Annotated in this window: 22 protein-coding genes and 1 riboswitch; of the genes, 7 read left to right on the top strand and 15 right to left on the bottom strand. The window is 60.6% G+C overall.

The genetic code is table 11. The features are described from left to right. The first annotated feature begins 63 nt into the window (after positions 1–63). Complete coding sequence (locus L8H52_RS22725) at positions 64–1,560, top strand: AhpA/YtjB family protein (protein ID WP_242208826.1); 1,497 nt, start codon at positions 64–66, stop codon at positions 1,558–1,560. Positions 1,561–1,878: 318 nt separating this feature from the next. Here L8H52_RS22725 and L8H52_RS22720 read toward each other — a convergent pair whose 3' ends face one another. From L8H52_RS22720 to L8H52_RS22675, 10 genes are all read right to left on the bottom strand, one after another. Then, positions 1,879–2,589: an ABC-type transport auxiliary lipoprotein family protein gene (locus L8H52_RS22720; RefSeq protein WP_064117177.1), complete on the bottom strand. Its 711-nt coding sequence runs from the start codon at positions 2,587–2,589 to the stop codon at positions 1,879–1,881. A gap of 177 nt (positions 2,590–2,766) precedes the next feature. Further along, positions 2,767–5,031 carry a DNA topoisomerase IV subunit A gene (gene parC, locus L8H52_RS22715; RefSeq protein WP_242208827.1) on the bottom strand — a complete coding sequence of 755 codons (2,265 nt, stop codon included), beginning with the start codon at positions 5,029–5,031 and terminating at the stop codon, positions 2,767–2,769. A gap of 7 nt (positions 5,032–5,038) precedes the next feature. Continuing rightward, positions 5,039–5,563: a TIGR02281 family clan AA aspartic protease gene (locus L8H52_RS22710; RefSeq protein ID WP_242208828.1), complete on the bottom strand. Its 525-nt coding sequence runs from the start codon at positions 5,561–5,563 to the stop codon at positions 5,039–5,041. A 2-nt stretch (positions 5,564–5,565) separates the two neighbouring features. Beyond that, the gene (locus tag L8H52_RS22705; protein ID WP_242208859.1) at positions 5,566–6,567 is read right to left on the bottom strand and encodes an esterase-like activity of phytase family protein; all 1,002 of its coding nucleotides are present in this window, start codon (positions 6,565–6,567) and stop codon (positions 5,566–5,568) included. Positions 6,568–6,890: 323 nt separating this feature from the next. Continuing rightward, positions 6,891–7,880, bottom strand: a complete 990-nt coding sequence (locus tag L8H52_RS22700) for an esterase-like activity of phytase family protein (protein ID WP_242208829.1) — start codon at positions 7,878–7,880, stop codon at positions 6,891–6,893. Beyond that, positions 7,880–9,787, bottom strand: a complete 1,908-nt coding sequence (gene parE / locus L8H52_RS22695) for a DNA topoisomerase IV subunit B (RefSeq protein ID WP_141128523.1) — start codon at positions 9,785–9,787, stop codon at positions 7,880–7,882. The genes L8H52_RS22700 and parE overlap by 1 nt, the downstream gene beginning before the upstream one ends. 41 nt (positions 9,788–9,828) lie before the next feature. Continuing rightward, positions 9,829–10,437 (bottom strand): YqiA/YcfP family alpha/beta fold hydrolase, encoded by a 609-nt coding sequence (locus L8H52_RS22690; protein ID WP_242208830.1) that lies wholly within the window; start codon positions 10,435–10,437, stop codon positions 9,829–9,831. Between the two features lie 254 nt (positions 10,438–10,691). Continuing rightward, on the bottom strand, positions 10,692–11,507 hold the full coding sequence (cpdA, locus tag L8H52_RS22685; protein ID WP_242208831.1) for a 3',5'-cyclic-AMP phosphodiesterase: 816 nt from the start codon (positions 11,505–11,507) through the stop codon (positions 10,692–10,694). A 99-nt stretch (positions 11,508–11,606) separates the two neighbouring features. Next, positions 11,607–12,059, bottom strand: a complete 453-nt coding sequence (locus L8H52_RS22680) for a DUF1249 domain-containing protein (RefSeq protein ID WP_016985685.1) — start codon at positions 12,057–12,059, stop codon at positions 11,607–11,609. Next, a complete protein-coding gene (locus L8H52_RS22675) occupies positions 12,050–12,667 on the bottom strand; it encodes an NUDIX domain-containing protein (RefSeq protein WP_093430152.1) in 618 nt (205 codons plus the stop codon). Before L8H52_RS22675 ends, L8H52_RS22680 begins: the two co-directional genes overlap by 10 nt. 227 nt (positions 12,668–12,894) lie before the next feature. On the opposite strand from L8H52_RS22675, the gene L8H52_RS22670 reads away from it, so the two are divergent. Continuing rightward, the gene (locus L8H52_RS22670) at positions 12,895–13,641 is read left to right on the top strand and encodes an RsiV family protein (RefSeq protein WP_242208832.1); all 747 of its coding nucleotides are present in this window, start codon (positions 12,895–12,897) and stop codon (positions 13,639–13,641) included. On the opposite strand, the gene cytX is transcribed toward L8H52_RS22670, so the two are convergent. Both cytX and thiC read right to left on the bottom strand, forming a co-directional pair. Beyond that, the gene (cytX, locus tag L8H52_RS22665) at positions 13,610–14,902 is read right to left on the bottom strand and encodes a putative hydroxymethylpyrimidine transporter CytX (protein WP_242208833.1); all 1,293 of its coding nucleotides are present in this window, start codon (positions 14,900–14,902) and stop codon (positions 13,610–13,612) included. The two genes, L8H52_RS22670 and cytX, sit on opposite strands and share 32 nt — an antisense overlap. Before the next feature lie 147 nt (positions 14,903–15,049). After that, a complete protein-coding gene (thiC, locus tag L8H52_RS22660; RefSeq protein ID WP_007915736.1) occupies positions 15,050–16,939 on the bottom strand; it encodes a phosphomethylpyrimidine synthase ThiC in 1,890 nt (629 codons plus the stop codon). A gap of 146 nt (positions 16,940–17,085) precedes the next feature. Then, positions 17,086–17,191: riboswitch (TPP riboswitch) on the bottom strand. Positions 17,192–17,397: 206 nt separating this feature from the next. On the opposite strand from thiC, the gene L8H52_RS22655 reads away from it, so the two are divergent. Beyond that, entirely contained in the window at positions 17,398–18,831 is a 1,434-nt protein-coding gene (locus tag L8H52_RS22655) for a TolC family outer membrane protein (protein WP_242208834.1), read from the top strand. A gap of 82 nt (positions 18,832–18,913) precedes the next feature. Here the strand turns inward: L8H52_RS22655 and waaA are convergent, their stop codons facing one another. Further along, positions 18,914–20,188 carry a lipid IV(A) 3-deoxy-D-manno-octulosonic acid transferase gene (gene waaA, locus L8H52_RS22650; protein ID WP_242208835.1) on the bottom strand — a complete coding sequence of 425 codons (1,275 nt, stop codon included), beginning with the start codon at positions 20,186–20,188 and terminating at the stop codon, positions 18,914–18,916. A gap of 11 nt (positions 20,189–20,199) precedes the next feature. Continuing rightward, positions 20,200–21,102 carry a LysR family transcriptional regulator gene (locus tag L8H52_RS22645; RefSeq protein WP_242208860.1) on the bottom strand — a complete coding sequence of 301 codons (903 nt, stop codon included), beginning with the start codon at positions 21,100–21,102 and terminating at the stop codon, positions 20,200–20,202. Positions 21,103–21,205: 103 nt separating this feature from the next. On the opposite strand from L8H52_RS22645, the gene L8H52_RS22640 reads away from it, so the two are divergent. The 4 genes from L8H52_RS22640 (at position 21,206) to L8H52_RS22625 (ending at position 24,719) form a co-directional block, all read left to right on the top strand. After that, a complete protein-coding gene (locus L8H52_RS22640) occupies positions 21,206–21,538 on the top strand; it encodes an SMR family transporter (protein ID WP_007915730.1) in 333 nt (110 codons plus the stop codon). A 202-nt stretch (positions 21,539–21,740) separates the two neighbouring features. Next, positions 21,741–22,916: an FAD-dependent oxidoreductase gene (locus tag L8H52_RS22635; RefSeq protein WP_242208836.1), complete on the top strand. Its 1,176-nt coding sequence runs from the start codon at positions 21,741–21,743 to the stop codon at positions 22,914–22,916. Further along, complete coding sequence (locus tag L8H52_RS22630) at positions 22,913–23,725, top strand: aldo/keto reductase (RefSeq protein ID WP_242208837.1); 813 nt, start codon at positions 22,913–22,915, stop codon at positions 23,723–23,725. Before L8H52_RS22635 ends, L8H52_RS22630 begins: the two co-directional genes overlap by 4 nt. 31 nt (positions 23,726–23,756) lie before the next feature. Beyond that, positions 23,757–24,719, top strand: coding sequence for a hypothetical protein (locus L8H52_RS22625; RefSeq protein WP_007915727.1), 963 nt, complete (start codon positions 23,757–23,759; stop codon positions 24,717–24,719). Between the two features lie 4 nt (positions 24,720–24,723). On the opposite strand, the gene L8H52_RS22620 is transcribed toward L8H52_RS22625, so the two are convergent. Then, positions 24,724–25,524 carry a hypothetical protein gene (locus tag L8H52_RS22620; protein ID WP_242208838.1) on the bottom strand — a complete coding sequence of 267 codons (801 nt, stop codon included), beginning with the start codon at positions 25,522–25,524 and terminating at the stop codon, positions 24,724–24,726. Between the last annotated feature and the right edge of the window lie 28 nt (positions 25,525–25,552).

Raw genomic sequence — 25,552 nt, 5'->3', positions numbered from 1 at the left:
TTGCCGGTCTAGGGCCTGTCGCTATACTGCGCGTCAACTTCACGGACAAAAGAGCCGAGCTCAGTGAACCGGCCCACGCCAGTTAAAACCGATAACTTCTTCCTGCTGATCTTCCGTGCACTGCGTCACCGCCGTGTACCGATTGCATTGCGCATTGCCAGCCATAACGTGATCCTGGTCGCTCTGGCCCTGGTGATCTACGCCGGCGTGATGGGTTTGCAATTCAAGCAGGCCATGCACCAGCAGGCCGATGCGCTGGGCGAAAGCCTGACCACGCAGACCGCGACCTCGGCCACCGAGCTGTTGGTGTCCAACGACATCCTCAGCCTCAACGTGCTGCTCAACAACCTGACCAAGAACAAACTGGTGGCCCACGCGGCGATCTACAGCGTGGATAACCGCATCCTCGCCGAGTCCGGTCAGCGCCCCAAGCACAGCCTGCTGGGCGAAGCAGAAGGCATGTACGAGAGCAAGATCACCTTCCAGGACGTGACCGCCGGGCAACTGCGCATCAGCCTGGACATGGATCAGTTCCAGCAGCCGATGACCATCAGCCTGCAAAGCATGGGCATTCTCAGCGGCATCCTGCTGGCGCTGTCGCTGGCCTTGAGCCTGCGCATGGGCCGCTACCTGTCGACGCCGTTGCTGCAACTTCGCGTCTGGTTACGCCGCATCGACGAGCACACGCCGGGCATCGATCGTCAGGATGAAATCGGCGATCTGGCGCGTCAGCTGCACGCCAACTACGCGCCGGAGCCTGCACCGGAACCGGAACCCGAGTTCGAGGATGAAGAAGACGAGCCGGAATTCGAAGTGCGCAACTTGCGTGATCCGAGTTTCGACGAAACCCGTCCGATGGCGGCACAGAAGCCTGCACCGCGACATCTGGTCAGTACCGTCGAAGACGATGATGCATTCGCCGACCTGCGCGACGAGTCGCTCAATGGCGCGCCGCAACCCGTCGTTCGCCAACCGTCGCCAAGCGTGCCGCAGCACACCGCCGTACTGGCCGTGCAACTGGGCTCGCAGGAGCAACTGCGCCGCTTGCCACGGGCACGTCTGGAAGAATTGCAGGAGCGTTATCGCGATTGCCTCGATCAGGCCGCTTCCTTGTATCAGGGCGAAATCGAAACCCTGAACGATGGCAGCACATTGATGCTGTTCCACACCGAAGACAGTGGCGACGACTACCTGACCAACGCGATCTGCTGCGGCGAGTTGCTGCGGGCACTGGGTCATCAATTGCAGATTGAAGTCGCGGACAGCGGCATCACCCTGCAGTTGCAACTCGGCCTGACCCTGGGCGATGAGTTGTTCGGCTTGAGTCAGATCGATCTGCTGCTGACCGATTCGGCGCAGGATGCCTTGGCTCTGTCCCAACACAGCCGCAATCTGCTGCTGGTTGAACGCAAGATCGGCGACGATGCGCTGATTCGCCAGCGTGCACGGATCCGCCCGATCGCCAGCCCTGAGGGGGCTTGCTGCGTGGAGCGGTTGATGGAGCCGTATCCGTCGATGCTCGAGCGGCAACTGGCGCGGATGCATGAGCGTCGGGCTTAAGCCTCAGGCCTGATGTGAAGAAGCCCGCAGACAAGCGATTGTCTGCGGGCTTTTTTGTTGCCTGCACTTTCCCCCTCACCCTAGCCACTCCCAGAGGGAGAGGGGACTGACCGAGGTGTCTGACGCTATACATCGACCTGACCAATCGAGTCGATTATGGATTCACAGCAGGACGATCAGGTCGGCGTAACTCTGCAATATCCCCCAATCGGTCCCCTCTCCCTCCGGGAGAGGGTTAGGGTGAGGGGCTTTTGATCTTCTAGCCGCCAGACACGACAAAGCCCGCACAAGGCGGGCTCTGTTCAACTCGATCCAGCGTTAGAAGCGGAACACTTCCATATCCGTACGAATCGGCGAAGCCATCGGAATCTTCGGCTGTTTCTCGGCTTCCGCTGCCGGCGCGGCCGGTTTTGGTGCCGATTTACGCGGTGCCTCAGCCACCGGTGGCTGATTGGCCAACGGCTTGAGCGCCACCGACAATTGCTCGGCCAGACGCTGCAACAAAATCCCCTGCGCCTGAACCTGCGAAGCCGTACTGCCGGCATGCAGCTCTTGCAGATGCACGATGCGGTTATCACGCACCTGACCACGGCGGTCGATCAAACGCCATTGCGCATCAAGAATCGCCGGTTGTTTCTCGCCGGAGTCCAGACGCGTAATGGTCAGCAGCACTTGCACATCCGGAGTGAACCCCGTGGTTGCCGGTGCCAGCACCACACGCTGGCTGTCCAGGTGACCCGCCACCTGGCGCATCAGCAATTGATCAATATCCGACGAAAGGCTACCTGCCCAACGACCGTCGGTCGCCGCTTGCAGACTGCCATCCGGTTGACGTTGCAGCAAAGTCTCACGTTGCAGGTAATCGGCTACGACTACCGGACCCAACAAAACTGCCATGCCCGCGCTTTGCGCAGGCTGAACCGGACTTCCGCTGTCCAGTTGATACAGCGACACCGGCTGGTGAACGCTGCAACCCGCCAGGCCCAAAACGCCGGCGAGCAGGAAAATAAGGGGGCGCAGAGCAGTCATCATCCCGTCCAGGTGGCCGCCACAAGGCTGACCACAGTGAAAATACTCAATAAATATGAAGAACGCTCGGCCACGCCGGCGCTTGGAAAGGCCATATCATCCGTGAATATGCGTTCCGACTCCAGCGCCAAAGCGTCGATCTACGCGTTAAATCGTGGATCGAACGCTCTAGGGCGCCTAATTGAGGTTTTCGACGAGCAGCGCATCCACTCTCTGGAAGCCCCTTGGAAGCTTATTGCCACGACGTCCACGCTCACCTTTGTAGTGTTCGAGGTCGTCGGCCTTCAGCGACAGGGTCCGTTTTCCGGCCTGCAGCACCAAGGTGGCGCCTTCCGGAATGACGGCGATGTCCGTGACATATTCTTCGCGACTGGCCACGCGCTCACCGGGAATACCGATGATCTTGTTGCCTTTGCCCTTCCCTAATTGTGGCAGATCGCTGATTTTGAAGATAAGCAGGCGACCTTCGGTCGTCACCGAGGCCAGCCAGTTATGCTCGCGGTCAGCCACTGGTCGCGGCGCGATCACTTTGGCGTTGTTAGGCAGGCTCAAAAGCGCTTTACCGGCCTTGTTCTTGGCTTGCAGGTCTTCGCCTTTGACGACGAAACCGTACCCGGCGTCGGAGGCGATCACGTACAACGCTTCGTCTTCAGGCATCAGCACGCATTCGAAGGTCGCACCCGGCGGCGGCGTCAGACGACCGGTCAACGGTTCGCCCTGGCCACGTGCCGACGGCAGCGTATGCGCGGCAACCGAATAGCTGCGGCCGGTGGAGTCGATCACCACGGCAGACTGGTTGGAGCGCCCCGCTGCCGAGGTCTTGAAGCCGTCGCCCGCCTTGTACGACAGGCCGGTGGCGTCGATGTCGTGACCTTTGGCCGAACGGATCCAGCCTTTTTCCGACAGCACGACGGTGACTTTCTCGTTCGGCAGCAGATCGTGCTCGGTCAACGCTTTGGCTTCGGTGCGCTCGACAATTGGCGAACGGCGATCGTCGCCATAGGTTTCGGCATCCTTGATCAGCTCGGTGCGCACCAGCTTCTTCAGCTTGGCTTCGCTGCCCAGCAGGGCTTGCAGCTTGGCTTGTTCCTTGAGCAGTTCGTCCTGCTCGTCGCGCAGTTTCATCTCTTCCAGACGCGCCAACTGACGCAGACGGGTGTCGAGAATGTAGTCGGCCTGAATTTCGCTGAGGGCAAAACGCTCGATCAGCTTGGCTTTCGGGTGTTCCTCGGTGCGGATGATGTGGATCACTTCATCCAGATTGAGGTAGGCAATCAACAAACCGTCCAACAGGTGCAGACGACGCTCGACTTTATCGAGGCGGAATTGCAGGCGGCGACGTACGGTCTGCACGCGGAATTCCAGCCACTCGACCAGCAACGCACGGAGGTTTTTCAGTTGCGGCTTGCCGTCCAGACCGATGATGTTGACGTTGACCCGGTAGGTCGACTCCAGCTCGGTGCTGGCGAACAGGTGCTGCATCAGCGCGTCATGATCGACGCGGCTGTTGACCGGAATGATCACGATGCGGCACGGGTTCTCGTGGTCGGATTCGTCGCGCAGGTCAGCGATCTGCGGGGCTTTCGACGGTTTCGCCTGCATCAGCGCGGCGATCTGCTCCAGCACTTTCGCACCGGACACCTGGTGCGGCAGCGCGGTGACGATGATGTCGCCGTCTTCGACGTGGTACACGGCGCGCATGCGCACCGAGCCCTTGCCGGTTTCGTACATTTTCAGCAGGTCGGCGCGCGGTGTGATGATTTCCGCTTCGGTCGGATAATCCGGACCTTGAATGTGTTCGCAGAGCTGCTCGACCGTGGCTTTCGGCTCATCGAGCAGGCGCACGCAAGCGGTAGCGACTTCGCGCAGGTTGTGCGGCGGCACATCAGTGGCCATGCCCACGGCGATACCGGTGGTACCGTTGAGCAGAATGTTCGGCAGGCGCGCCGGCAGCACCAGCGGCTCCTGCAGCGTGCCATCGAAGTTCGGGCCCCAGTCGGCAGTGCCTTGGCCCAGTTCGCTGAGCAGCACTTCGGAGTAACGCGACAACCGCGCTTCGGTGTATCGCATGGCGGCGAAGGACTTCGGATCGTCCGGCGCACCCCAGTTACCCTGACCGTCGACGAGCGTGTAGCGATAGCTGAACGGCTGGGCCATCAGCACCATGGCTTCGTAGCACGCCGAGTCGCCGTGCGGGTGGAACTTACCGAGCACGTCACCGACGGTACGCGCCGATTTCTTGTGCTTGGAATCGGCGTCCAGGCCCAACTCGCTCATGGCGTAGACGATACGCCGCTGTACCGGTTTCAGGCCGTCGCCGATATGCGGCAGAGCACGGTCCATGATCACGTACATGGAGTAATTGAGGTAGGCACTTTCGGTGAAGTCAGCCAGCGACCGGCGTTCTACACCGTCCAGGCTGAGATCAAGGGGATTGCTCATGCAGGCCTCATCGGTTCGTTGTCTGGCGCAGCAGCATGGTGCCACCGCGCTGAGTAAATTCAAGTTTGTTCAGGGCGCTCATGCCAAGCAGCACCTGATCGCCATGCAGCCCCGGCGCCACCAGTGCGCGAACATCCCGCAGCACGATGTCGCCCAGTTGCAGGTGGTCGATTTTGGTCCGATAGCCCTGGCTCAGACCATTGGCCGTGCTCAGGGTCACACCGAAACCTTCTTCCAGCTTCAAACGCTTGGCCAGATCCGCCGGGATCGCCACATCGGTCGCACCAGTGTCGAGCATGAACTCGACCGGCTCACCGTTGATCTGACCGCTGGCGACAAAATGCCCCTGGGCATTGCCGGCCAGCTTCACTTCGATAAAACCTTCACCCTGCTCCGAACTGACCACCACGTTCGGATTCTGCTGGCGCTGTTCCCACTGACCGAAAAACCGCGTGGCCAGAAACAAAGCCGCGCACCAGGCCAGAATCATAAAAATCCGCCCGGCGCGCTTGCCCGGTGGTTGTTCACTCATGCTCATTGACTCCAGCCACCCTCAGGCGCTGAAAAGCGCCACACAATTGGGCGAGACTCGCCATCGGCACGGGTTGCAAAATTGTTGTCGACGCCAATCCACGCACCTTGCGCATCGACCAGCAACGCTTCAGTCATGCCATGCCGGGCGGAATATTGACGGCTTGCAATCAGCGCATCTGCTGCGAATGACCAGCAGCGCTCCTGCTTGCCTGTAAGCATTTCATGGCGACAGATTTTGAAAGCATTACGATCCAGCAGGAACAACTTGTTATTGAACAGTGCGATATCCGAAAAATCCTTGTCCACCCATTTGGGATCTGGAAATTGGGGCGGCTGCGGGGCCAACCCTTCCTCAGTCATGACTACACAAACCGAAAAGCAATTCCAGACGACATTGAAGGGGGGAAAATAAAGCCGCTCGATTTTAACCAAACCTCTTTTTTGCCTCTCCGCTGCCAACCAGATTTCGGTGTCAAGAAATCCAGTAATTACCAAGCCTTCAAACAATGCATTGGCATGTACCAATAACCCGTTTTCCCGCGCCATAGTTAACATTTGCGGCGAGACGCGCAACCAGGATGATTTCCCGGTTGGTGAAATTTTGAGAATGGCTGAATACGTTTCACTGAGAATGTAGCGATTCTGGCTAGCGTCGCAGGTGATCCCTTCAAAGTCCAACGCACCATTACCCGCTAGCGACCTGAAAAAGCTATGGGTTTTCATGGCCAGGGTTCGCCCGGGATCTTCCGGCACCGGTGGAACATTAATCAAAACAGCCTCGGCCTTCCACACCTTGTCTTGCGTATCGAGCCTGTAGATCCGATCATCATCTCGATCCGACACAGTCCACAGTTGCTCGCCACACTTGGCCAGCCCGGACAGATTACCTCCGCGCATCCCATCAACCGGATGCTCTGAAAGCATCCGCAGTTCAGGGTCTGCGGCCAGTCCCAGCGAACTCCAGACAAGCAAAAATCCCGCAATAAAGAGGTTGAGTTTCATCATTGAATCTCCCGCAGTCGGCGTTTCAAGTTTCCCCGAGCCTTGCACGACATGTCGGAATTCAACGACCACACAACTCTCTCGACAGCATTGCTTCAGAGCTTCAGTGCCTGCTCACCATGGCTCGGACCTCAACCACCGGCCAGCGCAGCAAACGTGTCCATCATCCAGCGCGCCTCATTTTTCATAGCCAGCCCGACTGAACCGCCTCAGGCGTGCTCAACAATGACGGGGCGACCATTACCAATTGAAGTATTGCAGCAGTTTCCTGATCTGCTCACAGATCGGCGAAAACCCTTGCGCAATGCTCCGACACTGCGCGCCTAAGGCTTTGCGCTCCAGCCGCCATCAGGCGCGGCGAAGCGCCAGACGATCGGGCGTTTCTCGCCGTCGGCACGCACGCCATCGTTGTTGTCCAGGCCAATCCATGCACCTTGCGCGTCCACGATAAGCGCTTCCGCCAGGCCATAGGCCTGTGAATAAAGACGCTGTGGTTGCAAGGCATCTTCGGCGTACGACCAGCATTGTTCGACTTTGGCAGTCACCGCATCGCGGCGGCAGATCTGAAACGCGTTGCGCTCAAGGGTGAACAACTTGCCGTTGAACAGCGACAGATCAGCAAAGTCGCGAGTCACGGCGCGCGCCTTGGGAAACTGCGGCGGCTGCATCTCGACGCCAGCCTCGCTGAGCAGTACGCAGGCGCCGTCGCAATCCCAGACCGTTTGCTGACGCTTGATCTTCAGCAAGCCACGGCGCTCACGCTCCGCCGCTAGCCACAACTGATCGCCTGCCGGGTTGATCGCCAGCCCTTCGAACAGCGCGTTGAAGTGCAGCAACATGCCACTGGCCCGGGCTTCTTTCACCAGCATCGGCGAGATTTTCAGCCACGACGCCGGGCCTTGTGGCGGCACCTGTAACACGGCCGCATGGGCCTCGCTGACAATGTAACGATTGCCAGCGCTGTCGCAGGTGATGCCTTCGAAATCCAGATCACCGCCACGGATGAACGACGCCGCCCACGTGCGTGAACTCAACCCCCACGGCAAGCCGCTGTCGGGCACTGGCGGTACGTCGATGTGCACGGTTTCGGCCTGCCAGACCTGATCAGCGGTTTTAAGCCGGTAGATCTGGTCATCATCGCGGTCGGACACCGTCCACAGTTCGTTACCGCACAGCGCCAGCCCCGACAGATTACCGCCGCGCATGCCGTCGACCGGATGCTCGGAGAGCAAGCGCAATTCCTGTAACGGCTCAGCCGATACGGTCATTGCACTCAGCAGCAAGGCACCCGCGAAGGCCCAGCCAAACCGCATCAGGCCAGCACCTCGGCGAGGTTGCCTTTGGATTCGAGCCAGGTCTTGCGGTCACCGGCGCGTTTCTTCGCCAGCAGCATGTCCATCATTTCCGAGGTTTCGGCGAAGTCTTCGCCTAGCGTCAGTTGCACCAGACGCCGAGTGTTCGGGTCCATGGTGGTTTCACGCAGCTGCGGCGGGTTCATTTCACCCAGACCTTTGAATCGGGTGACCTGTGGCTTGCCGCGCTTCTTCTCGGCGACCAGACGGTCGAGAATGCCGTCACGCTCGGCTTCGTCGAGGGCGTAGTAAATCTCTTTGCCCAAGTCGATGCGGTACAGCGGCGGCATCGCGACGTAGACGTGACCGGCATCCACCAGCGGGCGGAAATGCTGGACGAACAGCGCGCAGAGCAGCGTCGCAATGTGCAGACCGTCGGAGTCGGCGTCGGCGAGGATGCAGATCTTGCCGTAGCGCAGCTGGCTCATGTCCGCGGCGCCCGGATCGACACCGATGGCCACGGCGATGTTGTGCACTTCCTGGCTGGCGAGCACTTCGCTGCCGTCGACTTCCCAGGTGTTGAGGATCTTGCCGCGCAACGGCAGGATCGCCTGAAACTCTTTGTCCCGCGCTTGTTTGGCGGAGCCGCCGGCGGAATCACCTTCGACCAGGAACAGCTCGGAACGCATCGGATCCTGACCGGCGCAGTCTGCCAGTTTGCCCGGCAATGCCGGACCTGCGGTGACGCGTTTGCGTTCGACTTTCTTGCTCGCCTTGAGACGACGGCCGGCGTTGTTGATCGCCAGTTCGGCCAGTGCCAGGCCGGTTTCCGGGTTGGCGTTGAGCCACAGGCTGAACGCATCCTTGACCACACCGGAGACAAACGCCGCCGCTTCACGGGACGACAGACGTTCTTTGGTCTGGCCGGAGAATTGCGGCTCCTGCATTTTCATCGACAGGACGAAAGCAATGCGCTCCCAGACGTCTTCCGGCGCCAGCTTCACGCCGCGTGGCAGCAGGCTGCGGAATTCGCAGAATTCACGCATGGCATCGAGCAAGCCCTGACGCAAACCGTTGACGTGGGTACCGCCCTGCGCCGTCGGGATCAGGTTGACGTAGCTTTCCTGCACCGCGTCGCCACCTTCCGGCAACCACAGCAGCGCCCAGTCGACGGCTTCTTTATTACCGGCGAAAGCGCCGCAGAACGGCTCGTCCGGCAGACGTTCGAATTCGCTGACGGCATCGACCAGATACGAGCGCAGACCGTCCTCATAATGCCACTCGACTTTCTCGCCGGTGCCTTTGTCTTCGAAGCTGACCAACAGACCGGGGCACAACACAGCCTTGGCCTTGAGCACATGCTTGAGGCGGCTGATGGAAAATTTCGGTGAATCGAAGTATTTCGGATCCGGCGCGAAGTACACGCTGGTGCCGGTATTGCGCTTGCCGACGGTGCCGACGATTTCCAGTTCCGAGGCTTTGAAGCCGTCGTTGAAAGTCATCTGGTATTCGTTACCGTCACGCTTGACGCGCACCCGGACTTCGGTCGACAAGGCGTTGACCACGGAAATACCTACACCGTGCAAACCGCCGGAGAACTGGTAATTCTTGTTCGAGAACTTGCCGCCTGCGTGGAGCTTGGTGAGGATCAGCTCGACGCCGGACACACCCTCTTCCGGGTGGATGTCGACTGGCATGCCACGGCCGTCGTCGCTGACTTCCAGCGAGTGGTCGGCGTGCAGGATGACCTGTACCGATTTGGCATGGCCGGCCAAGGCTTCGTCGACGCTGTTGTCGATGACTTCCTGGGCGAGGTGGTTCGGCCGACTGGTGTCGGTGTACATGCCGGGGCGTTTGCGCACCGGGTCGAGGCCCGAGAGGACTTCGATGGCGTCGGCGTTATAAGAGCTAGCGCTGGGAGTGGCCATAGGGTCTCGTCGTCAGTCATTCATGAAATAGGGGCAAGACTTCACAGTGCGGTGAAATCGATTGCCTGATACAAATCAGCGCCAATGCCGGCAAAACTCAGCAACGCCGGCAATTGCCCGGCAAAACCCTGAAAACTGTGGTCGCCGCCGGCCTGAATGCGCAAGGCACAGGCGCGGTAATACTGCTGGGCGAGGCGATAATCCAGTGTTTCATCGCCGGTCTGCAACCATACCTGATAGCGCTGGGCATCCTGAGGCGCCGGCACTTCCAGTTCGGCCAGGGCCGTGACGTGGTCGTGGGTCAATTCCCAAGTTTCATCGGTATACAGGTTTTTCTGCGTGCCCAGATAGCCGTCGAACATCCGGTGCGGGCTGACCGCCGGGTTGACCAGCAGGGCTTTCAGGCCATGGCGCTCGGCCAAGTGAGTCGCATAGTAGCCGCCGAGGGAGCTTCCCACCAGCAGCGGGCTGCCCAGTTCGGCAATCGCTTGTTCCAACTGACCGATGGCCTGGCGCGGATGGTGATGCAGAGCCGGAACTCGCAGTTGATCGCTCAAACCCAGTTGCTCCATCACCGTTACCAGCTGACAGGCCTTTTTCGAGGCCGGAGCGCTGTTGAAACCGTGGATATAGAGGATCGAACCGGACATTTGAGCTCCCTGGGTGTCGGCGAAAGATAGCGGAGTTTACAGGGAGAAAGCCCCTCACCCTAGCCCTCTCCCGGAGGGAGAGGGGACTGAATGGGGGATATTCAAGAGCTACACCGACTTGAGCGAGCTTCAGCGAATCCATAATCGAAACATGCTTTCAGGTCGATGGATGACGCCAGACACCTCGGTCGGCCCCCTCTCCCTCCGGGAGAGGGCTGGGCGGGCGGCGTTCCGATGAGGGGCTTTTGATTTGATCAGTAGCCGTTGGAACCGTAATCGACAGTAAAGGCGAATCCAGTCACTCGCTCCACGCCCGTTTCCAACCGCCCATCCGGCAACAACCGCAACCACCGATACCCCGGCGCCTGCTCGCCCACCTTGAAATCCTCACTACCCGGCTCAAACTGAATGCACGTCGAAGGCGAAGCCATCAGTCTCACGCCATTACGCTCGCGATCAATCTCCTGATGCACATGCCCCCACAACACCGCACGGGCCTGTGGAAAACGATCCAGTACCTCGAAAAACGCCTCGGGATTGCGCAAGCCAATCGGCTCCATCCACGCGCAACCGATCGATACCGGGTGATGGTGGAAGCACACCAGGTGGTGGCGCTCCGGCGCTTCACTCAGTGAACGGGCCAGCAGCTGCAGTTGGTCGTCCTGCAAATACCCCGGCACCGAACCCGGCACTGCCGAATCGAGCATCGTCACTCGCCAGTTGCCGATATCGACCACCGGTTCCAGCAGCGTGCTCTGCACGGTGGCCTGGGCCATGATCATCGGCTCGTCGTGATTGCCGGGAATCCAGCGCGCCGGCGCAGCGATCTGCGCGCTCATCTGGCGAAACTGCTGATACGACTGCAGCGTGCCGTCCTGCGAGATATCGCCGGTGGCCAGAATCAGGTCGATCTGCGACTGCTGCCCCAGCACCAGCTCGATGACCTTTTGCAGGCTCTCGCGGGTGTTCATGCCCAGCAGTGCGCCGTCCGCTTCAGCGAACAAATGGCTGTCGGACAACTGCACCAGCAGCGCCGCATCGGCGGTGGTCAACGTGGATACGCTCGGCAAGGCGTTCTCCCAAGGCAAAAGCACGGAATCGATCGAGTGCCGCAATTATGCTGGGGGATCACGCAAAGAGGAAACCGGCGAACCGGACACAGTTCACAACTAGCGTACGACTTCGTACTCGTGCCCCAACGCCAGGCAATGACTCAGCCATTCCCCCAGAAACAGATTGAGCTGAGCCTTTTCGTCCGGCTGATGCATCGCCGCGTTCGGGTAAGGATAGATGCCGCGAAAGCGTCGTGCATGTTCGGCGCTGACCACTTCGGCCATACGCGCGTCGTGATAGACCTGCACTTCCAGCTGCGGCACCGGCAGCCACGGCAGGCTGTGTTCCTGACGCACTTGCAGTGTCGTGGTGTACGGACAGGTCTGCAGCACTTCAAGGGCCAGCACGCCGAGCATCTGCTCGCCCTGGGTCACGGCGATGCGCCGCGCTTCGGGTTCGTTGCGCATGTCCGGCAGCAGTCGCATCAGGCGCGCATAGTTGGCCTCGCAGGCGGCTTGCAGCCCCACGAGGTCGACTCGATAGCGATCGCGCAGCTTGTTTACGACCATAACCCCCTCACTTCGGCGCGGTTCAGCGCCAGCCACTGCAAAGCGATGATGCTCGCCGCGTTGGCAATGCGTCCGTCACGGACGGCCTGCAAGGCATCTTCAAAGGCCCAGACCGTGACGCGGATATCTTCTGCCTCTTCTTCCAGGCCATGCAGGCCGCCAACGCCTTCGGTGCTGCAACGCCCCAGATACAAATGTACGAACTCGTTGCTGCCGCCCGGCGACGGGAAATACTTGGTCATCGGCCACAGGGCCTTGATGTCCAGTCCAGCTTCCTCCTGCGCCTCGCGGTGAGCAACTTCTTCCGGTTGTTCATCCTTGTCGATCAGACCAGCGACCAGTTCGACCAGCCACGGGTTGTCGGTCTTGCCCATGGCGCCGACGCGGAACTGTTCGATCAACACCACTTCGTCGCGCTGCGGATCGTACGGCAGCATGCACACGGCATCGTGGCGCACGAACACTTCACGATTGATCTCGCGGCTCATGCCACCAGCGAACAATTCGTGGCGCAGGTGCAGACGGTCGAGCTTGTAAAAGCCCTCGTAGCAACGTTCACGCCGCACGACGTCAACGGTGGTCGGAATGGCGTTGGCAAAATCAGTCATGAGCATCCTCTTTACTGCAGATCCATTACGAGCTTGCTGCTTGTTACTGGCAACCTCGACTTCGCGCCATCCTAACGCGCCCGCACCGTTTGATGCAGCCCCTTTACCGTCAGCGGGATGGACGGTGAAGGCGAAACGCACTCTAATTAGCTTAGTGGCGAACTGACTGCTTCGTTGAGAGTCGAAGCGGTAACTTTTTGCCTTCCCTTGCTTTCGAAAGGACGCCCATGTCGCTTTTCAAAATTGCCTCCGTGGCCGCCATCGCCCTGACACTCGGCGCGTGCGCAAGCCTGTTCCAGCCCAACTACCGCACGCCGCTGGAAACCACCCGCGATGCGTCGGAACAACTGAAACCGGGCTGTTCCAACCCTGATTGCCCATTAGTGAACATCGACACTCTGCGCTTCCCGGCCGAACCTGCGCTGGACGGCATCATCGAAAAACGTCTGCTGCAGATGACCCGCACCGAGAAGAACGCCCCGGTGGCGCCGACCCTGGCGGCCTATCGCGAGCAGTTCCTGGCCAGCGCCGGCCCGCGCAACAGCAGCTACCTGCAAGCGAAAGTACGCGAGCAGCATGACGGCTTGGTGATCATCGAGGTGTCGAGCTACCTCGACACTGGTGGTGCGCATGGCACCCCGGGTCGCGGCTTCATCAATTATTCGCGCCAGCAGCACAAAGTGCTGAACCTGTCCGACATGCTTGTGCCGGGTCAGGAAGAGGCGTTCTGGAAGGCAGCGCAGGTCGCGCACAACAGCTGGTTGATCAGTACCAAGCTCGACCAGGAAGCGGACTTTGTGAAGAGCTGGCCGTTCGTGAAAACCCCGAACGTGGCGCTGACCTATGGCGGCGTGATCCTCAAGTACGACGTGAGCACCATTGCGCCTTACGCGCTGGGCCACGTCGAACTGAAGATTCCTTACCCGCGTCTGAACGGCATTCTCAAGCCCGAGCTGTTTCCCGGCCGTAACTGAAGGCCCGGCCCAGCACTAGCTGCAGCAGCCCTGCCAGCACCAGCGCCGGCAGGGTTGCGCCGACATCCGGATACAGATTCGCCAGCAAGTGGTAGGTGCTCACACCACCCAGCCACGCCAACAACGCCGGCCAGCGCAATGCGGCCGACGCGACCTGAGCACTGCGCTTGCGCAGGATGAAGTGATCGACCAGCACCACGCCAAACAGCGGCGCAAACACCGAGCCGATCAGCAGCAGAAAATTCTGGTACTGCGCCAACGGCGCCAGCAGTGCGATCAGCGTGCAGATCACGCCGATGGCCAAAGCCAGATGCTCGACTTTCAGGCGCAACAGGATCCCGCTCGATACCGCTGCCGAGTGAATATCGGCGAAAGCGTTTTCCGACTCATCCAGCAGAATCAGCAACAGTGGAATGCCCAGACCGGCGCCGGCCAATGCGAGCAACAGTGCATTGACTTCACCGCTCGGCGCGAAGGCCAGCGTGTAGGCAACGCCGAGGCTCATCAGCCAGAAGTTGCCGATGAAGAAACCGACGGCTGTACCGCCGAACACATTCTTCGCCCGCTTGCCGAATCGCGAGTAGTCGGCGATCAGCGGCAGCCACGACAACGGCATCGCGATGGCAATGTCAAAACCCACGGCGAACGGCATCGAACCGTCACCGGCACGCGACCAGAGGTCGGCCAGATCGGCTTTGGCAAACAGGTTCCAGGTCAGCCAGAGGCATGCAGCCAGCAGCAGCCAGATGCCCCACTTGCGCAGGATCTGCCGGACGAAAGTCAGCGGGCCGCTGACCGCGAGCAAGGTTGCCAACGCACCGAAAAGCAGTGTCCACAACACCGGGTTCGACCACAGCGAACCTTCGCTGAACGCGCGAGTACCGAGCAGGCTGGCGGCGTCGCGCATGACGATGATTTCGAACGAGCCCCAACCGATCAGTTGCAGCAGGTTGAGTAGCGCCGGCAGGCTCGCGCCTTTGCTGCCGAGGCTGAGTTTCAGCGCGGCCATCGACGACAGACCGGTGTCGCTGCCGATCACGCCGACGGCCGCCAACAGCAGAACGCCGACCAGCGTGCCAAGGAAAATTGCCAGTAGCGATCCAGACAGGCCCAGGCCAGGCGCGAGCAATGCGCCGGTCTGCAACACCATCAGGCCGATGCCGAGGGAGAACCACAGGGAAAACAGATCACGACCGCCGAATACACGCTTGTCGGCGGGCACGGCGAGGTCGGGAGAATAGGTGCTGGGTTGAATGCTCAAGGGTGTTATCTCAGAGGGACATTTTTGTTGTGTTGTGATCGTTCCCACGCTCTGCGTGGGAATGCCTCTAGGGACGCTCCGCGTCCAGTGATGCGGAGCGTCACGGGCTGCATTCCCACGCGGAGCGTGGGAACGATCAGTACGGGGTCAAACCTTTTTGTACAGCTGACTGCCTTCCTTCTTGAACCGCTCGGCCTGTTCCGCCAGGCCTTGGGCGACGTCCACGTCGACCGCGTCGATCCGCTGGTTGGCTGCGTATTCGCGGACTTCCTGAGTGATCTTCATCGAGCAGAATTTCGGCCCGCACATCGAACAGAAGTGCGCGACCTTGGCCGAATCCTTCGGCAGGGTTTCATCGTGATACGAACGCGCGGTGTCCGGGTCCAGACCGAGGTTGAACTGGTCTTCCCAACGGAATTCGAAACGCGCCTTGCTCAAGGCGTTGTCGCGAATCTGCGCGCCCGGATGTCCTTTGGCCAAGTCCGCCGCATGCGCCGCGATCTTGTAAGTGATGATCCCGGTCTTCACGTCATCCTTGTTCGGCAGGCCCAAGTGTTCCTTCGGCGTCACGTAGCAAAGCATCGCGCAACCGAACCAGCCGATCATCGCGGCGCCGATACCCGAGGTGATGTGGTCATAGCCCGGTGCGATGTCGGTGGTCAGCGGGCCGAGGGTGTAGAACGGCGCCTCGTCGCAGCACTCCAGTTGCTTGTCCATGTTCTCTTTGATCAACTGCATCGGCACGTGGCCCGGGCCTTCGATCATGGTTTGCACGTCGTGCTTCCAGGCGATCTTGGTCAGTTCGCCGAGGGTTTCCAGTTCGCCGAATTGCGCGGCATCGTTGGCGTCGGCAATCGACCCCGGACGCAAGCCATCGCCCAGCGAGAAGCTGACGTCATAGGCTTTCATGATTTCGCAGATTTCTTCGAAATGCGTGTAGGCGAAGTTTTCCTTGTGATGCGCCAGGCACCACTTGGCCATGATCGAACCGCCACGGGAAACGATACCGGTCACGCGTTTAGCGGTCAGCGGCACGTAACGCAGCAGCACGCCGGCATGAATGGTGAAGTAGTCGACGCCCTGCTCGGCCTGCTCGATCAGCGTGTCGCGGAACAGCTCCCAGGTCAGGTCTTCGGCCGCGCCGCCGACTTTTTCCAGTGCCTGATAGATCGGCACCGTGCCGATCGGCACCGGCGAGTTGCGGATGATCCACTCGCGGGTTTCGTGAATGTGCTTGCCGGTGGACAAGTCCATGATGTTGTCCGCGCCCCAGCGAATGCCCCAGGTCAGTTTCGCCACTTCTTCTTCGATGGACGAACCCAGCGCGCTGTTGCCGATGTTGCCGTTGATCTTCACCAGGAAGTTACGGCCGATGATCATCGGCTCCAGTTCGGTGTGGTTGATGTTGGCCGGAATGATTGCGCGGCCACGGGCGATCTCTTCACGGACAAATTCCGGGGTGATGATTTTCGGCACGCTGGCGCCGAAGCTGTGGCCCGGGTGTTGCTGATCCAGCAGGCCGGCGGCGCGGGCCACTTCAAGTTTCATGTTTTCGCGGATGGCGACGAATTCCATCTCGGGCGTGATGATGCCCTGACGCGCGTAGTGCATTTGCGTGACGTTGGCCCCGGCCTTGGCGCGGCGCGGGTTGTTGACGTGGGCAAAGCGCAGCTTGGTCAATTCAGGATCGGCGAGGCGCTCGCGACCGAAGTTGGAACTCAGGCCGGCCAGACGCTCAGTGTCGCCACGGTCGTCGATCCACGCCGAACGCACATCGGCCAGGCCTTTGCGCACGTCGATCACCACGTTCGGATCGGTGTAGGGCCCCGAGGTATCGTAAACGGTAACCGGCGCGTTGATTTCGCCGCCGAAGTCGGTCGGGGTCACATCGAGGGTGATTTCGCGCATCGGCACGAGGATGTCCGGGCGCGAGCCCTGAACGTAGACTTTTTGCGAACGGGTGAACGGCTTGACCGATTGCTCGTCGACCTTGGCCGAGTCACTCAGGTTGATCGCGTTTTTTGATTTTGTAGTCATCACGGGCTCTCCAGACAGCATCCAGGCAGTGGATTGTCGGAGCAGAACCTGAAAGGCACGGACGCACCAGGACCGGTGCTGTGCATCGTCGTCGAGCGTTCGATTGTCGAACAATTTCCCGGACGAAGCACAAGAGGACTCGCCGGGTGACGAGAAATCTTGTTCCCTACGCAGGCGCTAACCTGATCAGGTTCAACGGGATCCGAAATTATTCGATCTCAGCCTCATAGCAAGGCACCCCGACAAGAACCCGGCCAGTCTAGACACAACCGGCAAAGAACGCCAACACCGCAGCAATCACCATGATGAATGGCGCAAATACAGGGGCTTGGCTGATTGTTGTCATGCAAATGCGCAACTACACTCGCTTTGCCCCGCCACGCCTTGACGCTGTGGGGCCTGCGCCTTAACGTTGGCGCCCGGATTATTTCCATAATATTAATGCTAGGGATCGCCTCATGCTGCGCAAACTCTCACTGGCTGTTGCCGTGTCTTGTGCGTCCAACGCAATGGCCTGGGCAGCAGAAGCGCCCTTGTCGACCAAAACCGATCTGGTCAGCGTCTATCAGGAGGCCGTCGACAACAACGCCGATCTGGCCGCCGCCCGCGCCCAGTACGGCGCACAAAAAGAAGTGGTGCCGCAGGCTCGCGCCGGGCTGCTGCCAAACCTGTCCGGCGGTGCCGAGACCGCCAATGTGCGCACCTCGATCGACCAGCCTTCGGCCGTGGCCAACCGCAGCGCTCATTCGTATCAGGCGACCCTCGCCCAACCGTTGTTCCGCGCCGATCGCTGGTTCCAGTACCAGGCCGCCAAGGACGTCAACGAGCAAGCTGCGCTGCAACTCTCGGCGACCGAGCAGAACCTGATCCTGCAATCGGCCGAAGATTACTTCAACGTCCTGCGCAGCCAGGACAACCTGGCGTCGACCAAGGCTGAAGAAGCGGCGTTCAAGCGCCAGCTCGACCAGTCCAACGAGCGCTTCGATGTCGGCCTGTCGGACAAGACCGACGTCCTGCAATCGCAAGCCAGTTACGACACCGCGCGCGCCAACCGCATCGTTGCGCAGCGTCAGGTCGATGATGCGTTCGAAGCGCTGATCACCCTGACCAACCGTCAGTACAATTCGATCCAGGGCATCGTCCACACGCTGCCGATCCTGCCGCCGGCGCCGAACGACGCCAAGGCCTGGGTCGATACCGCAGCGAAACAGAACCTCAATCTGCTGGCGAGCAACTTCGCCGTCAGCTCGGCTGAAGAGACCTTGAAACAGCGCAAGGCCGGCCACTTGCCGACCCTCGACGCCGTGGCCAAATACGAAAAGGGTGACAACGATGCGCTCGGGTTTGCCAACCCGAACTCGTTCGGCACGCCTTACCACGGCAACGTCGAACAGAGCACGGTCGGCCTGCAACTGAACATCCCGATCTACAGCGGCGGACTGACCAGCTCGCAAGTGCGCCAGTCGTATGAGCAACTGAATCAGAGCGAACAGCAGCGCGAATCGCTGCGTCGGCAGATCGTCGAAAACACCCGTAACCTGCACCGCGCAGTGAACACCGATGTCGAGCAGGTGCAGGCGCGGCGCCAGTCGATCATTTCCAACCAGAGTGCTGTCGAAGCGACGGAAATCGGCTATCAGGTGGGCACGCGCAACATCGTCGACGTGCTCGATGCGCAGCGTCAGCTGTACACCTCGGTGCGCAACTACAACAACACGCGCTATGACTACATTCTCGACAACCTGCGTTTGAAGCAGGCGGCGGGGACGTTGAATCCGGGGGATCTGGAAGATCTGCGGCGTTATCTGAAAGCCGACTACAACCCGGACAAGGATTTCCTCCCGCCGGATCTGGCCAAGGCGGCCGAGGCGCAGCTCAAGGCCCGCCCCTGAAATCAAAAGATCGCAGCGTGCGGCACGCCTACAGGGAACGTAATCCAATGTAGGAGCTGCCGCAGGCTGCGATCTTTTTGCCTTACTTGATCAATCTGCCCAAGCCATCCAGCAAACGCTGCAACGCCCCTTGATTACGGCGCATCACTGCCAGCCCGGCCTCCGCCATGCGCTGCGCATCACGCGGCAATTCGAACAAGCGCTGCACTTCCACCGCCAACCCTTCGGCATCATCCACTTCAGCCAACGCCCCGGCTTCACGCAACTGCGCGGCGATGTCGAGGAAGTTGAACAGGTGCGGGCCGCTGATCACCGGTTTGGCCAGCGCGGCCGGCTCCAGCAGATTGTGCCCGCCGTTCGCCACCAGGCTGCCGCCAACGAACGCGCTGTCCGCCAGTGCGTAGAGAAACAGCAACTCACCCATGGTGTCGCCGAGCATTACGCTCGTCTGCGCATCGACATGGGTTCCGGTCGAACGTCGCACCGTGGCAAAGCCTTGGCGCTGGCACAGTTCGAACACTGAATTGAAGCGTTCCGGGTGACGCGGCACCAGAATCAGCAACGCATCCGGGTGATTTGCCAACAGGCCACGATGGGCATTGAGCACCACTTCGTCCTCGCCTTCATGGGTGCTCGCGGCGATCCACACCGGACGCTCCAGCGCCTGCCATTGGCGACGCAGTTCGGCTGCGCGCTGCAGCAACTGCGGGTCGATGGTCAGGTCGAACTTGATCGAACCGGTGACCTCGACCGTTTCCGGGCGCGCACCCAGATCGCGGAAACGCTGGGCTTCGGCTTCGGTCTGTACGGCGAACAGGCTCATTTCGGCGAGCATCGGCGCGGTCAGTTTGCTGAAGCGGCCATAGCCGCGTGCCGAACGCTCGGACAAGCGCCCGTTGGCCAGCGCCACCGGGATTCCACGCTTGGCACACTGATGAATGTGGTTAGGCCACAGTTCGGTCTCCATGATCACCGCAAGCCTGGGCTGCACGCGATCAAGAAACCGCGCCGCCGCACACGGCAAGTCATACGGCAGATAGCAGTGCTGGATGCGCGGTTCGTTGGCGAACAGCGCCTGAATCCGTTCCGAACCGGTCGGGGTCATGCAGGTCACGGTGATCGGCAACTGTGGATAACGTTGCAGCAAGGCGCGGATCATCGGCGCCGCAGCGATGCTTTCGCCCACCGACACTGCGTGCACCCAGATGCCGCCGGGTTGCAGCGTCGGCATGCCGTAGGAGAAACGTTCGCCAATCCGCTTGGCATACGCCGGCGCCTTGCGCGCCCGCAGCCATAGCCGAATCGCCACCAATGGCAGCCCCAGGTAAAACAGCGCGGTGTAGAGAGTTCTATTCATGGCGGCGGAGTTTATCGACTTTTCTCGCCGATCGCGCGCAAGTGCACGGCAAAACGTTCGGCCAGCCAGCGCGCGGCCGGGCCAAGGGGTTCGTCGCGGCGCCAGACCAGTTCGACCACCAGCGCCGGTGGCGTCCATTCGCTGTCCAGTTCAACCATCAAACCTTGATAGGCCGAGTACTGCACCACATGGCGCGGCAACCAGGCCCAGCCGAGATCGCGCACCAGCCATTCGGACATCACGTAGAAACTGTCAGCGCGCCACACCTGCGGACTGGCCGGCTCGTTGCCGGGATAGACACTGGTTTGCGTCGACATCAGCAACTGCCGGTGTTGCGCCAGTTGCTGGCAGGTCACGTAGGACTGCGTCGCCAGTGGATGATTGATCCCGCAGACGGTAACCATTTCCACGCTGCCCAGCACCCGGCGCTCCAGCGCTTCGGGAATTTCATCGTGATAAAACAGCAGGCCAAGGTCGGCGCGGCGCTCGACCAGTTTGCGCGCAACCTCACCTTGAGCGGCGCTGGTCAGTTGCACTTCCAGGCTGGGGAATTGCTCGGCCAGTTCACCGAAACTCTCCACCAGTGCCTGATACGGCATCGCCTCATCCTGGGCCACGCGCAGTTGCGCTTCCTGGCCGCGCATCATCGCCATGGCCCGACCGTTGAGACGCTCGCATTGGCGCAGGACTTCTCGTGCTTCTTCCAACAGCGCTTCGCCCGCTTCGGTGAGCGTCGGCTGCCGACCGCTGCTACGCTCGAACAGGCTGACACCCAGATCATCTTCAAGCATGGCAATAGCGTTGCTGATCGCCGATTGCGCCTTGCGCTGCTGGCGCGCCACGGCGGAAAACGAGCGATGTTCGGCCACATCGACAAACACCCGAAGTTGATCCAGATTCCACTGCATGCTGATTCGCCAACCCATCTCTGTAACAGATAGGTAATGACTTTACCCCATCTGGCGAATCACTAGAATGCCGCCTCAGCAAGCAACGTTTCACATTGAGGATTTGAACATGAACGCCTACGCCTACCTGGCCATTGCCATCTGCGCCGAAGTGATCGCCACCGTGTCGATGAAAGCCGTCAAAGGCATCAGCACGCCGCTGCCACTGGTGCTTGTCATCGTCGGTTACGCGATTGCGTTCTGGATGCTGACGCTGGTGGTGCGCACCGTGCCGGTCGGCGTTGCCTATGCAGTGTGGGCGGGTATGGGGATTGTGATGGTCAGCGTCGCGGCGCTGTTCATTTACGGGCAGAAGCTGGATATCCCGGCGATGCTGGGGATGGCGTTGATCGTGCTCGGCGTCGTCGTGATCCAGCTGTTCTCGAAAACTGCCGGCCATTAACCGCTAAACCCGATCCCCTGTGGGAGCGAGCCTGCTCGCGAATGCGGTGCGCCAGTCACCACATATGTCGACTGATATTCCCTCTTCGCGAGCAGGCTCGCTCCCACATTTGGATTTGTGTTCGGCCTGTTGATCATCGACAAATCCCGCGCTTTCCCGAGTCTGTATACTGCGCCCTCGTCTTGAACACTGAGGTCGCTGCATGCCATCCGTTATTTCCACCGACGTTCTGATTGTCGGCGCTGGTGTCGCCGGCCTCTGGCTGAATGCGCGCCTGCGCCGTCAGGGGTTTTCGACCGTGCTGGTGGAAAGCGCCAGCCTCGGCGGCGGGCAGACGGTGAAGTCCCAGGGCATCATCCACGGCGGCGCCAAATACGCGCTGCACGGTGCCCTGACCGGCGCCTCGGAAGCCATCGCCGACATGCCGCGCCGCTGGCGTGAAGCGCTGGCCGGTGACGGTGAGCTGGATCTGTCCGGCGTGCGCCTGCTCTCCGAAGCTCACTATCTGTGGTCGCCCGGCACCCTCGCCGGCAACCTCACCAGCTTCTTCGCCAGTAAAGCCGTGCGTGGCCGCGTTGATCAGGTCAAGGGCGAGCAACTGCCGCCGGCCCTGCAAGACAAACACTTCAAGGGCAAGGTCTACCGTCTCGCCGAACTGGTCGTTGATGTGCCGAGCCTGGTCCAGCGTCTGGCCGATCTGGCCGGCGATGGCCTGCTCGCCGGGCAGACCATCGAGCCGCTGCTGGAAGCGGGCGTGCTGGTCGGTTTGAAAGTCGACGGCCGCGAAATTCGCGCCCAACGCATCGTCCTCAGCGCCGGCGCCGGAACCGCCCAACTGCTCGAAGACCTCGGTTTGAGCCAACCGGCCATGCAACGCCGGCCGCTGCACATGATCATTGCCAAAGGCCCGGGCCTGAAGCCGCTGTACGCGCACTGCCTGGGCGGCGGCACCAAACCGCGCATCACCGTGACCACGCATCCGGCCGCTGACGGTCAGTGGGTCTGGTACATGGGCGGCGACATCGCCGAAAGCGAAGGCGTGCATCGTGAGCCGGCCGAGCAGATCGCCACTGCGCAGAAAGAGATCGCACAGTTGTTGCCATGGATCGACCTCAGCACCACGCAATGGGCGACCTTGCGCGTTGATCGTGCCGAGCCGCTGCAAACCGGTCTGACCCGCCCGGACAACGCCTTCCTAGCCGAACAGGGCCGTTTGCTGGTCGGCTGGCCGACCAAACTGGCGCTGGCGCCGGACTTCGCCGATCGCGTGATCGCCTCACTCGAGCGCGACGGTATCCAGCCGCAAACCAGCGAGCCTTTACCGGCCCTGCCAAAACCACCGATGGGCATTCCCGCCTGGGAGCAACTGCTGCCATGACCATTGCCAGCCTGCATGACTTTCATCGCCCGCTGGGCAGCACCGGCCTGACGGTTTCGCCACTGGGCCTGGGCACGGTCAAACTCGGCCGTGACCAAGGGGTGAAATACCCCAACGGCTTTCAGATTCCAGGTGATGACGAAGCGCGGATGCTGCTGCGTCAGGCGCGGGAATTGGGCATCAACCTGATCGACACCGCCCCGGCCTATGGCCGCAGCGAAGAACGCCTCGGCCCGCTGCTGCGCGATCAGCGTCAGGACTGGGTGATTGTCAGCAAGGTCGGCGAAGAGTTTGCCGATGGCTTGTCGCACCACGACTTCAGCGCCGCACACACGCGCATGTCCGTTGAGCGCAGCCTGCAACGTCTTGAAACCGATTTTATCGACCTGGTGCTGGTGCACTCCGACGGCAACGACATGGCGATCCTCGAGCACACAGAGGTGTACACGACACTCGCGGCGCTCAAGGCCGAAGGCAAGATTCGCGGCTTCGGCTTCTCCGGCAAAACCGTCGAAGGTGGCTTGAAAGCTCTGGAGCAAGGCGACTGCGCGATGGTCACCTACAATCTGAACGAACAAAACGAGAAGGCTGTCATTGACTATGCTGCTGCCCACGACAAAGCCATTCTGGTGAAAAAAGCCCTGGCCAGCGGTCACGTGTGCCTGAGTCCGGGCGTGGATCCGGTACGCGCCAGCTTCGAATTGCTGTTCGCCCAGCCTGGCGTGGCCAGTGCTATTGTCGGCACGATCAACCCGCTGCACCTCGCCCACAACGTTGCGACCGTTGCCCAGGTCCTACGTGGTCACTGACGCCGCCTCGCGGCCTTAAGCAGGAGCCGATATGCCGCGCACGCTCATCAGAAAGAACCCGAGCAACTTCAAGACCCTGCCGCTGTTCGTCGAAGCTACCCCGGAAGGCCTGACTTACCAGAGCGTCGGCATGCCGCTGAACTTCGCGCAGACCTTGCAGCGGCGCAAACCGGTGAGCGTGGCCGACACCGAGCGCTTCTCGCTGGAACTGGCCAACCTCGGGGTTTCCGTGCGCCTGACCCTGCACTGGCAGAATCGCGATTATTGGGTGCTGGTGCGCCAGCGCCGGCAGGATCGTGGCGACGTCGTCCTCAAGTTGATTTCCGGTTACGTGCCGGCCCACGAACTGAATATTCCGCTGCACACGGCGATTCAGGAAATTGCCGAAGAGTGCTTGCTGGAAACCCCGGAGGGCTGGCTCGGCGGACGCTTCAACGACACCTGGCTGCCGGCGCCCTACTCCGCTGCATTGCATTATCGCGAGGCCCTGCCGTTTCGCCTGACCCCGTTGTCCGGCTCGGCGCGGCCTATACGCAGCGCCAATCTGCAGTTGCTGGAACGGCCACGGGCCTATGTGCACCTGCCGACCGCATCACTGCAATTGATCTACGACTTGCGCCTGGACGTGCCCAAGGAAGCCAAATCCCTGAGCCTGTTCCACGTCGACGAGCGGCTGGAAGGTGATCAACTGGTGGCCCGGCTCGACCGCAAGCGCCCCGATCTGTACTTGATGCCACTCAAGGACGGCGCGCCACTGGCCGAGTTGTACACGCTCAAGCGCGACAAACTCGTTCCTGCCAGTACTCGTGGTCTTTATCTGGCCGAGAGTTTTGCCACACAAACCGGCTGGGTCGTGCGCGAGGAGCGGATTCGCTGGAAGGACTGGCTGGTGCAACAGGGCCTGCAACCAGCGAAAGCCCCGCGTCAGGGGCTCAAGCAGTTGAGTATCAAGGCGCTGCGATTGGTCGGGCTAGGCAAAAAAACCGCCAAATAGCGGTTTAACGGCGGCGATCCCACCACGTGCGCATCGCGGCGAAGAAATGGAAGTAGCGGTTTTCACGCTTGCCCATGCCGCGCTTGGGCGAGAACGACTCTTCGGCAAATGCACCGGTAATGCGCACCCGTGATGCCTGAGTCGGCAGCGTGCAGACTTTGGCGTTGACCTGCTGCAGGGCATATTTGAGCAAGCGCTCGGAATGCAGCTTTCGGCCTGTTGCCTTGCAGAAATCGAAAATACGCTCGATGCGCTTGCCGTACGCGACATAAGTATCGCGCCCGCACACCGCAAAGCGATCGTTCAACCCGCCCCACCACTGCCAGTCGGGAATATAGGCGTTGTGCTTGCGAGCCTCGGGGTGAGCGAAGACGTAGCCAGGCAATGCGCTGTGAAAGAAATTGTCCGGGCGCACGAACACGACGAAATCCGGATCGAACGGCTCGATCATGCTGGTCACGGTGTGCAATGAGTTGAGCTGAAAGATCAGATTGCGCAATGACGCGAAGTCATCTGCCCAGGTATCACCCTGTGCTTTGACCTGTTCGAAATCCCAGCGCTCCAGCACGCCCTCGGTCGAGGTGAGTGTGCCGGTCATCGATTCGAATGGCTGGTAGTTGTCCGCCTTCAGTTCGCCTTTCTCGCCGGATCGCGTGTTTTGCACCTCATCGATCTTGTACAGATGGTAGAAGCACTTTACATCGCTGCCCGCAGGCAACTGCGCCAGCACGTTCTGCTCGATGGAGGGGAAACAGATTTGCGAATTTCTCGGGATTCCGAAAAAAGCCACGGCAATTTTCAACACTCAACAGCACCTTTTGAAAGTAGTTCGG

It is taken from the genome of Pseudomonas sp. CROZ-RG-20F-R04-15, from assembly GCF_022662375.1.
Classification (GTDB): Bacteria; Pseudomonadota; Gammaproteobacteria; order Pseudomonadales; family Pseudomonadaceae; genus Aquipseudomonas.
Note: the sequence above shows the minus strand (reverse complement) of the source record. Positions and strands in the feature narration are given on the sequence as shown.

Excerpts from the sequence above, each read along its gene's own strand:
- L8H52_RS22705 (WP_242208859.1), bottom strand. The coding sequence starts at position 6,567 with ATGAAACTCAACCTCTTTATTGCGGGATTTTTGCTTGTCTGGAGTTCG.
- parC (WP_242208827.1), bottom strand. The coding sequence starts at position 5,031 with ATGAGCAATCCCCTTGATCTCAGCCTGGACGGTGTAGAACGCCGGTCG.
- L8H52_RS22655 (WP_242208834.1), top strand. The coding sequence starts at position 17,398 with ATGCTGCGCAAACTCTCACTGGCTGTTGCCGTGTCTTGTGCGTCCAAC.
- L8H52_RS22700 (WP_242208829.1), bottom strand. The coding sequence starts at position 7,880 with ATGCGGTTTGGCTGGGCCTTCGCGGGTGCCTTGCTGCTGAGTGCAATG.
- waaA (WP_242208835.1), bottom strand. The coding sequence starts at position 20,188 with ATGAATAGAACTCTCTACACCGCGCTGTTTTACCTGGGGCTGCCATTG.
- thiC (WP_007915736.1), bottom strand. The coding sequence starts at position 16,939 with ATGACTACAAAATCAAAAAACGCGATCAACCTGAGTGACTCGGCCAAG.
- parE (WP_141128523.1), bottom strand. The coding sequence starts at position 9,787 with ATGGCCACTCCCAGCGCTAGCTCTTATAACGCCGACGCCATCGAAGTC.
- L8H52_RS22680 (WP_016985685.1), bottom strand. The coding sequence starts at position 12,059 with ATGGTCGTAAACAAGCTGCGCGATCGCTATCGAGTCGACCTCGTGGGG.
- L8H52_RS22670 (WP_242208832.1), top strand. The coding sequence starts at position 12,895 with ATGTCGCTTTTCAAAATTGCCTCCGTGGCCGCCATCGCCCTGACACTC.
- L8H52_RS22625 (WP_007915727.1), top strand. The coding sequence starts at position 23,757 with ATGCCGCGCACGCTCATCAGAAAGAACCCGAGCAACTTCAAGACCCTG.
- L8H52_RS22640 (WP_007915730.1), top strand. The coding sequence starts at position 21,206 with ATGAACGCCTACGCCTACCTGGCCATTGCCATCTGCGCCGAAGTGATC.
- L8H52_RS22720 (WP_064117177.1), bottom strand. The coding sequence starts at position 2,589 with ATGACTGCTCTGCGCCCCCTTATTTTCCTGCTCGCCGGCGTTTTGGGC.
- L8H52_RS22710 (WP_242208828.1), bottom strand. The coding sequence starts at position 5,563 with ATGAGTGAACAACCACCGGGCAAGCGCGCCGGGCGGATTTTTATGATT.
- L8H52_RS22675 (WP_093430152.1), bottom strand. The coding sequence starts at position 12,667 with ATGACTGATTTTGCCAACGCCATTCCGACCACCGTTGACGTCGTGCGG.
- L8H52_RS22635 (WP_242208836.1), top strand. The coding sequence starts at position 21,741 with ATGCCATCCGTTATTTCCACCGACGTTCTGATTGTCGGCGCTGGTGTC.
- L8H52_RS22630 (WP_242208837.1), top strand. The coding sequence starts at position 22,913 with ATGACCATTGCCAGCCTGCATGACTTTCATCGCCCGCTGGGCAGCACC.
- L8H52_RS22690 (WP_242208830.1), bottom strand. The coding sequence starts at position 10,437 with ATGTCCGGTTCGATCCTCTATATCCACGGTTTCAACAGCGCTCCGGCC.